13 protein-coding genes and 2 tRNA genes are annotated in these 13,814 nt (G+C 36.3%); 13 read left to right on the top strand and 2 right to left on the bottom strand.

What is annotated here, in order from left to right; all coding sequences use genetic code 11:
- Positions 1 to 15 precede the first annotated feature (15 nt).
- From BHF70_RS09705 to BHF70_RS09725, 5 genes are all read left to right on the top strand, one after another.
- Positions 16 to 861, top strand: coding sequence for a class II fructose-bisphosphate aldolase (locus BHF70_RS09705; RefSeq protein ID WP_075760034.1), 846 nt, complete (start codon positions 16 to 18; stop codon positions 859 to 861).
- A 91-nt stretch (positions 862 to 952) separates the two neighbouring features.
- Positions 953 to 1,561, top strand: a complete 609-nt coding sequence (locus BHF70_RS09710) for an AAA family ATPase (protein ID WP_075760035.1) — start codon at positions 953 to 955, stop codon at positions 1,559 to 1,561.
- Between the two features lie 14 nt (positions 1,562 to 1,575).
- Positions 1,576 to 2,505 (top strand): carbohydrate kinase family protein, encoded by a 930-nt coding sequence (locus tag BHF70_RS09715; RefSeq protein ID WP_075760036.1) that lies wholly within the window; start codon positions 1,576 to 1,578, stop codon positions 2,503 to 2,505.
- Positions 2,506 to 2,568: 63 nt separating this feature from the next.
- Positions 2,569 to 3,219 (top strand): deoxyribose-phosphate aldolase, encoded by a 651-nt coding sequence (gene deoC / locus BHF70_RS09720; RefSeq protein ID WP_075760037.1) that lies wholly within the window; start codon positions 2,569 to 2,571, stop codon positions 3,217 to 3,219.
- A 299-nt stretch (positions 3,220 to 3,518) separates the two neighbouring features.
- Positions 3,519 to 4,673, top strand: a complete 1,155-nt coding sequence (locus tag BHF70_RS09725; RefSeq protein ID WP_075760038.1) for a mannitol dehydrogenase — start codon at positions 3,519 to 3,521, stop codon at positions 4,671 to 4,673.
- Positions 4,674 to 4,759: 86 nt separating this feature from the next.
- On the opposite strand, the gene BHF70_RS09730 is transcribed toward BHF70_RS09725, so the two are convergent.
- Complete coding sequence (locus BHF70_RS09730; protein ID WP_075760039.1) at positions 4,760 to 5,563, bottom strand: MBL fold metallo-hydrolase; 804 nt, start codon at positions 5,561 to 5,563, stop codon at positions 4,760 to 4,762.
- Positions 5,564 to 5,670: 107 nt separating this feature from the next.
- On the opposite strand from BHF70_RS09730, the gene BHF70_RS09735 reads away from it, so the two are divergent.
- From BHF70_RS09735 to BHF70_RS09760, 6 genes are all read left to right on the top strand, one after another.
- Positions 5,671 to 7,071, top strand: coding sequence for a SpoIIE family protein phosphatase (locus BHF70_RS09735; RefSeq protein ID WP_075760040.1), 1,401 nt, complete (start codon positions 5,671 to 5,673; stop codon positions 7,069 to 7,071).
- A 31-nt stretch (positions 7,072 to 7,102) separates the two neighbouring features.
- On the top strand, positions 7,103 to 8,434 hold the full coding sequence (tilS, locus tag BHF70_RS09740; protein ID WP_075760041.1) for a tRNA lysidine(34) synthetase TilS: 1,332 nt from the start codon (positions 7,103 to 7,105) through the stop codon (positions 8,432 to 8,434).
- Position 8,435: 1 nt separating this feature from the next.
- A complete protein-coding gene (gene hpt / locus BHF70_RS09745) occupies positions 8,436 to 8,954 on the top strand; it encodes a hypoxanthine phosphoribosyltransferase (protein WP_075760042.1) in 519 nt (172 codons plus the stop codon).
- Between the two features lie 12 nt (positions 8,955 to 8,966).
- Positions 8,967 to 10,793 (top strand): ATP-dependent zinc metalloprotease FtsH, encoded by a 1,827-nt coding sequence (gene ftsH, locus BHF70_RS09750; RefSeq protein WP_408630305.1) that lies wholly within the window; start codon positions 8,967 to 8,969, stop codon positions 10,791 to 10,793.
- 72 nt (positions 10,794 to 10,865) lie between these two features.
- Positions 10,866 to 10,947 (top strand) — tRNA-Tyr (locus BHF70_RS09755).
- Positions 10,948 to 10,951: 4 nt separating this feature from the next.
- Positions 10,952 to 11,037 (top strand) — tRNA-Leu (locus BHF70_RS09760).
- 56 nt (positions 11,038 to 11,093) lie between these two features.
- Here BHF70_RS09760 and BHF70_RS09765 read toward each other — a convergent pair.
- The gene (locus BHF70_RS09765; RefSeq protein ID WP_075760044.1) at positions 11,094 to 11,987 is read right to left on the bottom strand and encodes a LysR family transcriptional regulator; all 894 of its coding nucleotides are present in this window, start codon (positions 11,985 to 11,987) and stop codon (positions 11,094 to 11,096) included.
- A 414-nt stretch (positions 11,988 to 12,401) separates the two neighbouring features.
- Between BHF70_RS09765 and BHF70_RS09770 the strand changes: the two genes are divergently transcribed.
- A complete protein-coding gene (locus BHF70_RS09770) occupies positions 12,402 to 12,800 on the top strand; it encodes a hypothetical protein (RefSeq protein ID WP_075760045.1) in 399 nt (132 codons plus the stop codon).
- Positions 12,801 to 12,839: 39 nt separating this feature from the next.
- Positions 12,840 to 13,751 carry a helix-turn-helix transcriptional regulator gene (locus tag BHF70_RS09775; protein ID WP_075760046.1) on the top strand — a complete coding sequence of 304 codons (912 nt, stop codon included), beginning with the start codon at positions 12,840 to 12,842 and terminating at the stop codon, positions 13,749 to 13,751.
- Positions 13,752 to 13,814 lie beyond the last annotated feature (63 nt).

Consider the following 13,814-nt stretch of genomic DNA (forward strand, 5'->3'; position numbering starts at 1 on the left):
AGGAGTAATAATATCATGTATAAAAATTTAATTGACTTATTTAAAGAAAACGAAGGAAAAGGTGCTGTTGGTGCATTTAACCTGCATTGTTTTGAAATGTTGCCATCTATGATTGCAGCAGCAGAGGAACTGAATGTACCTGTTATCATTCAGACATCTTTAGGAACAGCTGAATATATTGGTTTCGAACCATTAATTGCAGCAGTAAAAGCTTTAGCTGAGAAATCTTCTATCAGTGTTGCATTACATATGGATCACTGCAAAGATATCGAAGCATTAAAGAAAGCAATTGATTTAGGATATTCTTCTGTAATGTATGATGGATCTTCTCTTCCTATTGAAGAAAACATTAAAAATACAAAAGAAGTAGTTGCTTATGCTCATGCAAATGGAGTATCCGTAGAAGGTGAAATCGGTTCTATTGGTGGAGCAGAAGAAGGTGTTGTTGTAGAAAAAGATGCAGCGATGTACACAAAACCAGAAGATGCACTTTATTATGTATCAGAAACAAATGTTGATGCACTGGCTGTTTCTATCGGAACAACTCATGGACAGTTCAAATCTAAAGCAAAGATTAACTATGAACTGTTAACAGAATTAAAATCAAAACTGGGTGATGTTGGACTGGTTCTTCATGGAGGAACAGGAGTATCTGATGAAGATATGAAACGTTGTGTACGTGAAGGAATGAAGAAAATCAATGTAGGAACAGAATTAAATAAAAACTACATTGAAGTCGTAAGCAAAACATTTACAGCAGATGATGTAACACCATTAACATCTTTACGTAATCTGTTAGGACCTGCAAACGACAGAATCAAAGAAATCGTAATGGAAAAGGCTTCTTTATTTAAATTATAGGTTCTTTGGTGATATTCACCGATAATGATTTAGGTATGGCGGGGAGGAATCCCCGCCTATTGTTTTTTTGAGAAAATTTGGAGGTCAGAAAATGAAAAAAACTATCGTTTTACTGGCAGGATATCCAGCTACGGGAAAAAGTTATCTCTGCAATAAGATTTTAGAAAAACTGCCAGAATTTATAGTAGTGTCCCAGGATGAAATGAAAGAAAAATTATTTGATCAATACGGATTTAATAACATGGAAGAAAAAGTCTGTATTGAAAATAAAAGCTGGAAGCAATATTATGAAGTTATGGAAGAACATCTGCAAAAAGGAGATTCAATCATTTCAGATTATCCCTTTAGTGATAAACAGAAAAGTAGAATTTCAGGTCTGTCAGAAAAATATGGATATCAGGTGGTTACTTTTCGTCTGATTGGTGATCTGGAAGTGCTTTATCAGCGTTCAAAAAAAAGAGATCTGGATCCAAAACGTCATTTAAGTCATCTGGTATCCTGCTATCATAAAGGAGATGTTCTGGAAGACCGTTCTAAAGCAGATTGTTTGGTGACTTATGATATATTTATGGATCGTTGCAAAAATCGTGGTTATGGAACTTTTCAGCTGGGACATTTGATAGAGCTTGATGTTACTGATTTTACAAAAATTGATTATCCTGCAGTTATTCAGGAACTATATAATTTAGTGGAAGAATAAAAGGAGAAAATCTTATGGGAAGTATTTTTTGTATTGGACAGTCTGCTTATGATATTACAATACCGCTGACAGATCCAATAGTGGAGAACCAAAAATATCGAATCCTTGAAAAATATGAAAGTGGTGGAGGTCCGGCATTTAATTCTTCATATCTTTGTGGACTTTGGGGTGCTGATGTTTCACTAATTACCAGACTGGGAAATGACGAATATGGGAAAAAACTTCGAGAGATTGCAGAAAGTGTTCATGTGGGACTTGATTACCTGATTCCAGATGATGAAATAGCAACTCCTCACAGTTATATTTTTTCCAATAGTAATAATGGTTCAAGAACATTGTTTAATTTTCCGGGTAAGCTAAAAGATCTAGAGTATATCTATCCAAAGCAGGATGTGTCTGTAATTTTAAGTGATGGACATGAACCGGATATTAGTATTGGAGCTATTGAGACATATAAAGAGGCAGTTTCTGTTGTAGATGCAGGAACATGTCGTGAAAGCACATTAAAAGTTGCTAAAAAAGTGGATTATCTGGTTTGTTCAGAAGATTTTGCACGACAATATACTGGAAAAACTCCAGACATTGAAAACTGGGCTCTTTGTCTGGAAATATTTAAAGAAGTTGAAGCAATTAACGGGAAACATGCAGTTATCACCTTAGGTGAGAAAGGGCTGCTTTATAAGAAGGATGGACAGGTATGCCATCTTCCTGCTTATAAAGTAAAAGCAGTGGATACCAATGGAGCCGGAGATATTTTCCATGGAGCTTTTGCATATGGATTATACAGGAATATGTCATTGCTGGATATTTTAAAACTCAGTTCCATGACTTCAGCAATTTCTGTACAAAGCTCAGGAAGCCAAAGTTCCATTCCGACACTTGAAAAAGTTAAAAAACAGTTGAATGTTTGTGGAGAAAAGACAACTGCAGATAAATTACAATAAATAGACTTCAACTTGCAGATCGTATCAATTATAATTTAGAAAAAGAATAAAAAGGAGACTGCTATGACAAGAGAAGATATTTTTAAAACGGTTGATCACACTTTGCTGGCACAGACTGCAACATGGGAAGAAATCAAACAGATATGTGATGATGCAATAACCTATCAGACAGCGTCTGTATGTATTCCGGCATCATATGTGAAAAGAGCAAAAGACTATGTGGGAGATAAAATGGCTGTATGTACAGTGATTGGATTTCCAAATGGATACAGCACAGCTGCTGTAAAAGAATTTGAAACAAAAGATGCTTTAAATAACGGTGCAGATGAAATAGATATGGTTATCAATCTTGGAGATGTAAAAGATGGTCGTTTTGACAAGATTAAAGATGAAATAGTACTTCTTAAGAAAGCCTGTGGAACAAAGATTCTTAAGGTTATTATTGAAACATGTCTTTTAACAGAAGAAGAAAAAATCAGGATGTGCAAGGTAGTAACGGAAGCAGGTGCGGATTATATTAAGACTTCTACAGGATTTTCTACAGCAGGAGCAACGTTTGAAGATATTGCGTTGTTTGCAAAACATGTAGGATCAGATGTAAAAATTAAGGCTGCGGGAGGAATCAGCTCTTTTGATGATGCCCAAAAGTTTATCGAATTAGGAGCTGATCGATTGGGAACCAGTCGTTTAGTGAAAATCGCCAAAGCTCAATAGTAATTATGCACAAAGAAAAACTGATTTTATGTGTAAAATTTATAAATTAAAAAATTAAATTTTATATTGAATTCTAATAAAAATGAGTATATGATAATAATGTAAATACACTCATATAATTTTCAAAGGTGAGGGGCGGAGATTTTTCTCCGCCCCTCACCTTTTATTTTTTCATTAGTTTGAAAAATCTGTCATTTTTTTATTTGTCAAATTTCGTGTTGTAAAAGGATGGGATTAAGCATTATTATGACTATAGAAACAGTAAAACATGGAATGAATAGAAAACGAGGGATAGATTTATGAAAAATGTATTTATCGTAGGGGCAGGAAGACTTGGAAAAGGATTTGTAGCGGAGACGTTTGATAATGCCGGATGGAAGATTACATTTCTAGATAAAGATTCCAAAGTTGCAGAGGAATTGGAAAAACAGGGATGTTTTCATGTTAAGGTTCATCGTGTGGAAGAAATTCAGAATCGAACCATTACGAATTTTAAGGCTTTTACCTGTGACTCTGGATATTCTTGTATGGAAGCTTTTTTAGAGACTGACCTGATCGTACTTCCATTGTATCCGGAAGATTTTAAAGATGCAGGACATTATTTGTCAAAATGTTTTGAAAAATTCTACGAAGTACATCCAGAACGAAAATTAACATTGATTTGTATTACTAACAAAAACTATGAAATTCCAAAATATGAGACATACTTTAAAGAATTATTATCTGATGAAGCACAAACATGGTTTGATAAAAATGTAGTTATCCGTGATTCTATTATTCGAAGAGCCACAGATGCTGAAAGTAATTATGCCACAGACATTGATACGGTTGCAGTGAATTCTTTATTGATTCAAGGACCTGTTAATAATGATTTTAGTGATGTGGAATGGATGGAAGTTGTAGACAAGGTTGAAATGCTTAAGGATATTAAAGTAACAGCAGTAAACGGGCCTCATGCCTCTTATGCATTCCTTGGATATCTGAGGGGATGGAAGACCATTGAGGAGGCGGAAGAGGATTCCTGGGTGGCAGAAATCGTAGAAAAAGCCAGAGAAGAAATTACAGAAGGTGTTCTGAAGGAATATCCAGTGACTCCAGAAGAAGTTCATAATCTTGTATATTTTGCACCGGCAAAGGGAGTGCTTCCGGATTCTATTCATCGTGTTGCATTTGATCCAGTTCGAAAGGTATCAAAAGGAGATCGGTTAACCGGTGCAGCCTATGTAAACTGGAAGCATGGAGTGCCTTTTGACAATATTGCCATCGGTCTTGCTGCAGGTTTTGGATATGCAGATCCGGACGATGAAAATGCACAGATAATACAAAAAGATATAAAAACTTTGGGAATTAAAAAGACCATTAGTAAATATATAGATTTTCCTGAGGATCATATAATAACAGAAACAGTCCTAAAACAATACAACATGCTGTGCGAACAAGGATTAATTAAATAGCTTCTCATTTTTCTTTTCAATATTAGTTGAAACCCCCTGGTGAATAAGGTTTTTAACCTGCTCGCCAGGGGGTTTTATAGATGAAATTAAAATACGATAACATCCTGGTCTTCAGGAATCAGCAGATTTCCAGAATAATATTTTTGTCCTTCTTTTAAATAATTTTCCTGACGATGGGCCATATCATGATCTTCTGTATGCCATAAAACCAGATTTGGTATATTTAATGACTGAGCAAGCTGACAGGCATCTTTTACGGTGCTGTGATGTTTTTCGTAAGGTTTAAAACGATCTCGTTGACTATAAAGACAGAAAGCTTCATGCAGCATCCAGTCAGAACCTTGAACAAATTGATGGAGATTATCCCGGTAAGGTTCATCACCAACGAAGGTAAGTTTGATTCCATTGTCCATATTTACGGAAAAACCAAATTGTTTGTCTTTGGTGGATTCAATGTCAAAAAAGATAAATTTATCTCCAAGGATAGTTTTTGTTTCACCGTGCTCAACAATATGAAACAACATGCGGTCATCGAAATACTTATAAAATTTTTTTCTAACTGTCAACGTAGTGAGCGTTTTGATGGTATCTACAAGTTCTTTGTGACAGTAAATATGAAAATCACCATCATATGTTCCGTTGTTCATAAATGTTCCAACAAGACGAATCAGCCATATAACACCAAGAATATGATCTGTATGAGCATGACTGACAAACAAATGATGAATATTTTTTATTGGAATATGGGCATTTTCCAAAGCAGAGAGAATTCCATTTCCACCTCCGGCATCAACAAGAAAGTATTCATCGTTTTTTTTCATGGCATAACATGTATTATAGCAGTTTATAGCACGGGCATTTCCAGTACCAAGAACAATTAATTGGTCCATATCAGTCTCCTTTTGTAATTGATGAAATAATTTGCATTTTATTATATCACATATCGACAAATAATCAGGAGCTCTTTTTTTATAATGATTGGAAGGAGGGATAAGATATGGAAATCCGTAGTAAAAAAGAGTGCGAAAAGGACAAATTATTTCATGAATTAAATGAGGTGATTTCTTATCATATGAAGGAAATGCAGAATTGTCTTATGACGGCAGGAAAGTTATTTTATGATTATGATCAGGATATATCTGAAAAAAAATCAGGAAAAGAAGTAGTGGAAAGTGCCATTGTGAAAGAGTGTGTCGTATGTAAAGAAAAAAGAAAATGCAGATTTACCATGGAAGAAAAGGATCAGCTGGGTGTCTGCCTTGAGAGGTATGGAAGATTACGATCTGATGATTTCCGTAATTTTCGTTCCTGCAAAAGAGAGAAGGAATTTATCCAGGAAATCAATAGAATTTATGAAAGAGAGTTGTTTCATTTGTCAATGGAACAGGGGCTGATACAAATGCGGAGACTAATAGGAAAGCAATATCTGGAAGCAGGGAATATGCTGGGAGGTTTTGCAGGAGGCCAGTTTGAAATGTCCAAAGGAAATAAGGAGCTGAAACAATCCATAAAAAAACAATTTAAAGAGCAGCATTTAGAGGTGAAAGAAATATATTTTTATGACAATCTGGAAAAAGGAAAGCAGATTTATTTGTTTGTAAAAAGAAGGAGGAGTAGTGAAATATCAGTGAAACAGACAGCTTTGATATTATCAGAAACTCTAAAGAAAAAAATGCAGCCTCTTCCTGGACAAAAAAAGATGATTGGCAGTGGATATGAAATGCTGGGATTTGTACAAGCACCAAGATTCCATGTGTTGGGCGGTGTTATATCAAAACCGTGCAGGGATGGTGATAAGAACGGAGATAGTTTTTCTATGAAGAATATCGGGGAAAAACGTTTTATTTCTATTATTTCAGATGGAATGGGGACGGGAGATAATGCAAGCAGGGAAAGCAGGAAGAATATTGAAACTCTGGAAGAACTTTTAGAAGCAGGAATCAGTGAGACCAAAGCCATTACATTGCTACACTCTTTGTTTTTGCTTCAGCCGGAAAAGGAACAATATGCTACCATTGATTATCTGCAGATTGATTTGTTTGCAGGAATCGGAACATCCTTGAAAATAGGTGCCTGTCCATCTTTTTTGAAAAGAAAAGGAAAGGTGGAAATTCTGCCGTCAGAGACTCTTCCAATTGCGTATAAAGATGATAAAGCAATCCCTTTTTGTCGTAAGAAGCTGGAAAGTGAAGATATGATTCTTCAGGTCAGTGATGGAGTTCTGGATTCCATAGAGGGAGATGGAATAGAAAAGATATGTGAATATATGGAAGAAATACAGGCAATCCGACCGCAAACATTTGTAGAGCAGCTAATGGAAAAATTACAGGAGACAAAAGGATTTGAGAAAAGAGATGATATGACAATGATTGCTCTGGGAATTTGGGATAAGTATTGAATAAAAAATCCTGTAATGTTAAAGTGATATTATGGAAAAAGTTATACAATTTATAAAAAACAGATCTTTAATAGAGGAAAATGACAGGATTCTGGTTGGTGTCTCTGGTGGGGCAGATTCTGTTTATCTGCTTCGGGTTTTGTGTGCTCTTCAGGAGAAGATGAATCTTTCCATAAAAGCAATTCATGTAAACCATCAGATTCGTAAGGAAGCAGCAGGAGATCAGGAATTTGTAGAAACCTTATGTGCCAGATGGAAGGTACCTTGTAAAGTAGTGTCTGTGGATGTAAAAAAGATAGCCAAAAAGTATAAGCTTACTCTTGAGGAGGCGGGGAGAAAAGCACGATATGAGATTTTTTACAAAGAAAGAGATGCATTAGGAGGAGGGAAAATTGCAGTTGCTCATCATCAAAATGATCAGGCAGAAACTTTTTTGTTTCGCATTGCCAGGGGTACCGGGATTGAAGGTGCAGGTGCAATGAAAGCATTTGATGATCCGCTGATTCGTCCTTTGTTATGTATGAAAAAGGCTGAAATCCAGGAAGAATTGATAAATGCAGGACAAGATTGGGTGGAAGATGCCACTAATGAGGATAATGCATATGCGAGAAACCAGATTCGAAATCAGATTATACCGCTGATGGAGGAAGTGAATTCCAGGACGGTAGAACATATTGCATTTTTATCAGAGGATATTCAGGAAGTGATGGAATATTTAAAAACTGTATTGGAAAAGCAATATCATAAGATTGTAAAAAGAGATGAAGAAAGAAGGCTTATCGACTGGATAGATTTAAAAAAGCAGGATTTGTGGATACAGAAACAAATCGTAAAAAGAGCTTTGGAGGAAACAGCAGGAAGAAGAAAAGATATTGAGAAGAGACATGTAAGAGATGTTTTTTCCCTGATGGAGAAAGACAGCGGAAAGCAGATTTCACTGCCCTATCAGATGGTGGCTGAGAAAAGTTATCAGTATATTATCCTGAAGAAAAAAGGATGTGAGAAAAAGCAGCAAGTACAAGGGATTCTTCGGCAGGAAAAAATTCAGGATTTTTCAAATATATTGGAAAAGGATTGTATCAAAATCATTGATTATGATAAAATAGAAAATGGTATACAATTGCGCTATCGAAAGCCTGGAGATTTTTTTGTTTTTGGAACTGAGGGAAGGAAGAAATCTTTAAATCGCTTTTTTATTGATGAAAAGATTCCAAGAGAGATGAGAGATCAGATTCCTTTGGCGGCAGATGGAAATCATATTGTCTGGATTGTTGGCAGAAGAGTCAGCAGTCATTATCAGGTTTCGGATAAAACAAAACAATATCTGAAATTGGAATTCATAAGAGAAAAAGGAGATGAATAGCATGGCTAAGATCAGAGAATTAATTTCGGAAGAAAAAGTCGATCAGAAAATTGCTGAGATGGGGGCACAGATTAGTAAGGATTATGAGGGAAAAGAGGTTCATTTAATTGCAATTTTAAAAGGAAGTGTTTTTTTTGCCTGTGAGCTTGCAAAGAGAATCACTGTACCGGTAACCATTGACTTTATGTCTGTATCCAGTTATGGAGATTCCAGAGAGTCTTCAGGAATTGTAAAGATTGCAAAGGATTTAGATGAACCGATTCAGGGAAAGGAAGTTCTGGTAGTAGAAGACATTATTGATTCCGGAAAAACTCTGAATCATTTAAAACCTATGTTATTGAGCAGAGGGCCAGCCTCTTTAAATCTTTGTACATTGCTGAATAAACCGGAAAGACGTGAAGTGGAAGTAGAAGTGAAGTATATTGGATTTGATGTGCCAGACGAGTTTGTTGTCGGGTATGGACTGGACTTTGCACAAAAATACCGCAACTTACCATATATTGGAGTGGCAGAGGAATAGAGAGGAGACATAATATTGAACCAGAAGAGAAGTAGTAATGGTTTTTTGATACTGATTATTTTGTTTGCTATAGGAATTTATTATTTCTCAAATATGTTACAGACAGGAAGTAAAGATTATTCATATCAGCAGTTTATAAGTGATGTGAAAGCTGACAAAGTAGTAAGTGTAACATTTGAACAGAATAAAGAAGTACCAACAGGAAAACTGACAGCAGAATATAAAAAGAATGTTTACCGCAGTTGTGAACTTACCAACGTTGCAGAAACAATGAAAGAAGTGAAGTCGGTTTCTCCAAAATTAAAGATGACTTTAAAGCCGATCGATCATAGTGGAGAGATGATCACAAATATTATCGGTATACTTGTTCCGGTGGGAGTTGTCATTTTGTTTATGGTCATGATGATGAGACAAAATGGCGGCGGTAATGGCAAAATGATGGACTTTGGAAAGAGCCGTGCCAAACTTGCCAATCCAAATGGTAAGAAGGTTACCTTCAGAGATGTGGCAGGTCTGGATGAAGAGAAAGAGGAACTGGAAGAAGTTGTTGAATTTTTGAAGAATCCTGCCAAATTTATTAAAATCGGAGCTAGAATCCCTAAAGGAGTACTGCTTGTGGGGCCTCCGGGAACAGGAAAGACTCTGCTTGCAAAAGCTGTTGCAGGTGAAGCCAATGTACCATTTTTCAGCATTTCAGGTTCAGATTTTGTAGAAATGTTTGTTGGTGTAGGTGCGGCACGTGTGCGAGATCTTTTTGCAGAAGCAAAGAAAAATTCACCATGTATTGTATTTATCGATGAAATTGATGCGGTAGCACGCCGAAGAGGTTCTGGTCTTGGCGGTGGACATGACGAAAGAGAACAGACATTAAATCAGATGCTGGTTGAAATGGATGGTTTTGGTGTTAATGAGGGAATCATTATGATTGCTGCCACTAACCGTGTTGATATTCTGGATCCGGCTATTCTTCGTCCAGGACGATTTGACAGAAAAGTTGGTGTCGGACGTCCGGATATTAAAGGGCGTGAAGAAATTCTTAAAATACACAGTCGCGAAAAGCCGCTGGGTGATGATGTGGATCTTCATGAAATTGCAAGAACAACAGCTGGTTTTGTAGGTGCAGATCTGGAAAATCTTATGAATGAAGCGGCGATTCATGCTGCAAGACAGGATCGTGCTTATATTGTAAAAGAAGATATCGACAAATCCTTTATTAAAGTCGGAATAGGAACAGAAAAGAAAAGCCGTGTGGTTCCGGAAAGTGAACGAAAGATTACGGCTTATCATGAGTCAGGTCATGCAATCCTGTTCCATCTTCTTCCAGATGTAGGACCTGTTTATACTGTTTCAATTATTCCTACAGGAACGGGGGCAGCAGGATATACAATGCCACTTCCTGAAAGAGATAATGTCTTTATGACAAAAGGAAAGATGATTCAGGATATTATGGTAAGTCTGGGAGGAAGAATTGCCGAAGAACTGATATTTGATGATATTACCACAGGAGCATCTCAGGATATTAAACAGGTAACTCAGCTGGCACGTTCCATGGTTACTAAATTTGGTATGTCAGAGGAACTGGGTCTGATCAACTATGATACAGGTGACAGTGATGAGGTCTTCCTAGGTAAAGAAATCGGTCAGCAAAGACCATATGGAGAGCATATTGCTACTGTTATCGATGAAGAAGTCAAGAAGATTGTCAACAAGTGTTATACCGACGCAAAGTCAATGATCGAAGAGCATATGGATGTCCTTCATAAATGTGCAGAACTTCTGCTGGAAAAAGAAAGAATTAACCAGGCAGAGTTTGAAGCTTTATTTTATGAAGAAAACTAAAATAAAATGAAAAAAATACTTGCATTTTACCTGATGATAAAGTATAATCTTAAATTGTCAGGTAAATGACTTGGTGGGATTCCCGAGTGGCCAAAGGGGGCAGACTGTAAATCTGTTGGCAACGCCTTCGAAGGTTCGAATCCTTCTCCCACCATTTTGCCGCAGTGGCGGAACTGGCAGACGCTCAGGACTTAAAATCCTGTTCGAGTTAAATCGAGTACCGGTTCGATTCCGGTCTGCGGCATGAGTTAAGAATAAGAGAAACGTTGAATTTACAGCGTTTCTCTTATTTTTTTGGGTTTAGTCATATATCGTTACTTCATTTTGTATTAATTGTATGATAGATAAGAATTTTTTAGTGGATGCATTTTTTGCGGAATTCTTATAAAAAATTCCATAGGGTATTGCATCATATCCGGACAGAGGGATAAAAGTAATTTCAGAGTCTTCACAAGCTCTATCAGGTAATATTGCGAATCCATAGCCTGCCTTCACAAGGGTAAGCATGACTTGAAGATTTTCACAATAGTAAATAGAATCAGGTAAAAATTTATTTTCTAAATGATTTTGAACATTTGCTGCTTTTGAGGGAATTTCGTAAGAATTACAAATAATCATATCCTCGGAAAGGAGCTGCTGTTCGTTGATTTCATCTTTATCTGCATAGGGATGGGCACTTGGAACGGCACAGCAAATGGGAATCCGGGTCAGTTCTTTGTAAATGATGCCATCCCGCATGGGAATATCATCTTTAAAACCAAAAAGGATATCAATTTCTCCATGTATAAAGAGGTTTAAAATGGAACGATACGGAATCATCCGAATAAAAGGGTGCAGTTCGGGAATTTGCAAGCGGCACTGCTGCAAAACTTTTGATAAGAAAATCAAATTGGAAGCATTGCTGCATCCAATGGAAAGAATCTGAGTATTGAATTCGGTTTGTTTTTGGATTTTAAGGGAAGCAATCTGCAATCTTTTCAGGACTTCCTTTGCATCCTCAAGGAAACTGATTCCCGCAGGAGTAAGAGCCACGGATCTTGTTGAACGGTGAAATAATTTGGCTCCTAATTCATCCTCAAGGGAATTGATCTGGCGGGAAACTGCAGATTGTGTAATGTTTAACACTTCAGCAGCTCTTGCAAAATTTAGATTTTCTGCGACTTGAATAAAACTTTCTAATTGCTGTGTATTCATCCGTTTTCCTCCATTATTGCGATTTTGTCATTAACAATACCATTATTTCACTTCACTTTCAAGGAAACTTCATTGTAATATTAGTATAAGGGGCAGGATAAATAGAAGGTTTTCTTGGAAAGGGTATAAAAATGGACAATACAGCAAAAATTAAATTATTAGAAAGAAGATTGGAAATTTTAATGGAAAGAGACAAAGATAATCAAGGCGTATGTAGAAGAATACGAAGAGATATTAGAAATCTTAAGAAGAAATTATAGTTTCATTGATAAATAGGGGTTTTTTGGAAGAAATCTTTCATGAAACATATATAACATCTTATTTCCTTCCGGATAAGGGACTCTGCATATCTGATCAACCAGATGTATGGAGTCCTTTATTATATTTAATTTATAGAGAAAGGTATGGAGTGTAGTGAAATATTATCAAAAAGTACTGAGGCTTTTGGAACAGTATTTTTCTGAAAAAAACTGGGAAAAATTATTTTTGACTGGTGGATGTTATTGGCTGGCCGATTTTTTACATCAGGGAATCCAGGGATCCATCATTATGATTAATCGAGTGGAAGAACATTGTGCCCTATATTTTGAAAAAGGCCTTTATGATGTACGAGGAAAAATATCAACAAAGAATTTTTATGCGGCCAAAGAACGGGAAATTAGTTTTATGAAGAAAAATTATCTGCCTCAATTTGACACGGAACAGGTAACACATTATCTTAATTCAATTTTAAAACAGGAGGAATGCCCAACTATAATTCCAAAGTTGGATATGATAAAGAAATCATGTATAATATTTGAAAACAGTAGATAAGTACCAATGTTTAAAATGTGATAGGAGAAATAAAAAAACATGAAGATTGATCGTCTGCTGGGAATCCTTGTGGTTCTTCTGCAAAAAGAAAAAGTAACAGCTCCTGATCTGGCAGAGCGTTTTGAAGTATCAAGGCGTACGATTCAAAGAGATATCGAACATCTTTGCAAAGCAGGAATTCCTTTAGTAACGACACAGGGACAAAATGGCGGAATTTCTATTATGGAAGGATACAAGATGGATAAAACTTTACTGACAACCGCAGAAATGCAGGCGATTATGGCAGGACTTCAAAGTCTGGACAGTGTCAGTAAAACGAATTTTTATAGTCAGTTAATGGAAAAATTACTTCCGGGATCAAAAAATATTATGGCGGGGGATCAGCATATTTTAATCGATTTATCGTCATGGCATAGAACCTCTTTATCGCCCAAAATAGAATTGATTCATCGTGCCATTCAGGATAGAAAAAAGGTTGGATTTCATTATTTTTCACCTTGTGGAGAGAGTGTACGACAGATAGAGCCATATTATCTCTTATTTCAATGGTCCAGCTGGTATGTATGGGGATATTGTCTTATCAGGCAGGACTTCCGTATGTTTAAACTAAACCGCATGACAGAACTTTCAAACACAGAAGAGCCGTATAGTGGCAGGACAGTCCAGATGCCTGATTTTTCAATGGGAGAATTGTATTCTTATGAGTATCCGGTAAAGGTATTGTTTACATCGGAGTGTAAATGGAGATTAATAGAAGAATGTGGTTTGGATCATTTCGAAGAACAAGAGGATGGTCATTTACTATATTGTACCAACTTTACAGATAAGAAAAGTGCTTTTCAGTGGCTTCTGACTTTTGAAGATAGAGCAGAAATTCTTGAACCAGAGGAATTGCGAGAGGAGCTGGCAGAATTTGCTGAAAAATTGTTGAAAAAGTATAAAGAACCATGACATATGGATGTCATGTTACAAATGATAAGATAGCTTTGTCATTAGAAAATGAATAGGAAAAGG

This window comes from Anaerostipes sp. 494a, assembly GCF_001940315.1.
Classification (GTDB): Bacteria; Bacillota; Clostridia; order Lachnospirales; family Lachnospiraceae; genus Anaerostipes; species Anaerostipes faecalis.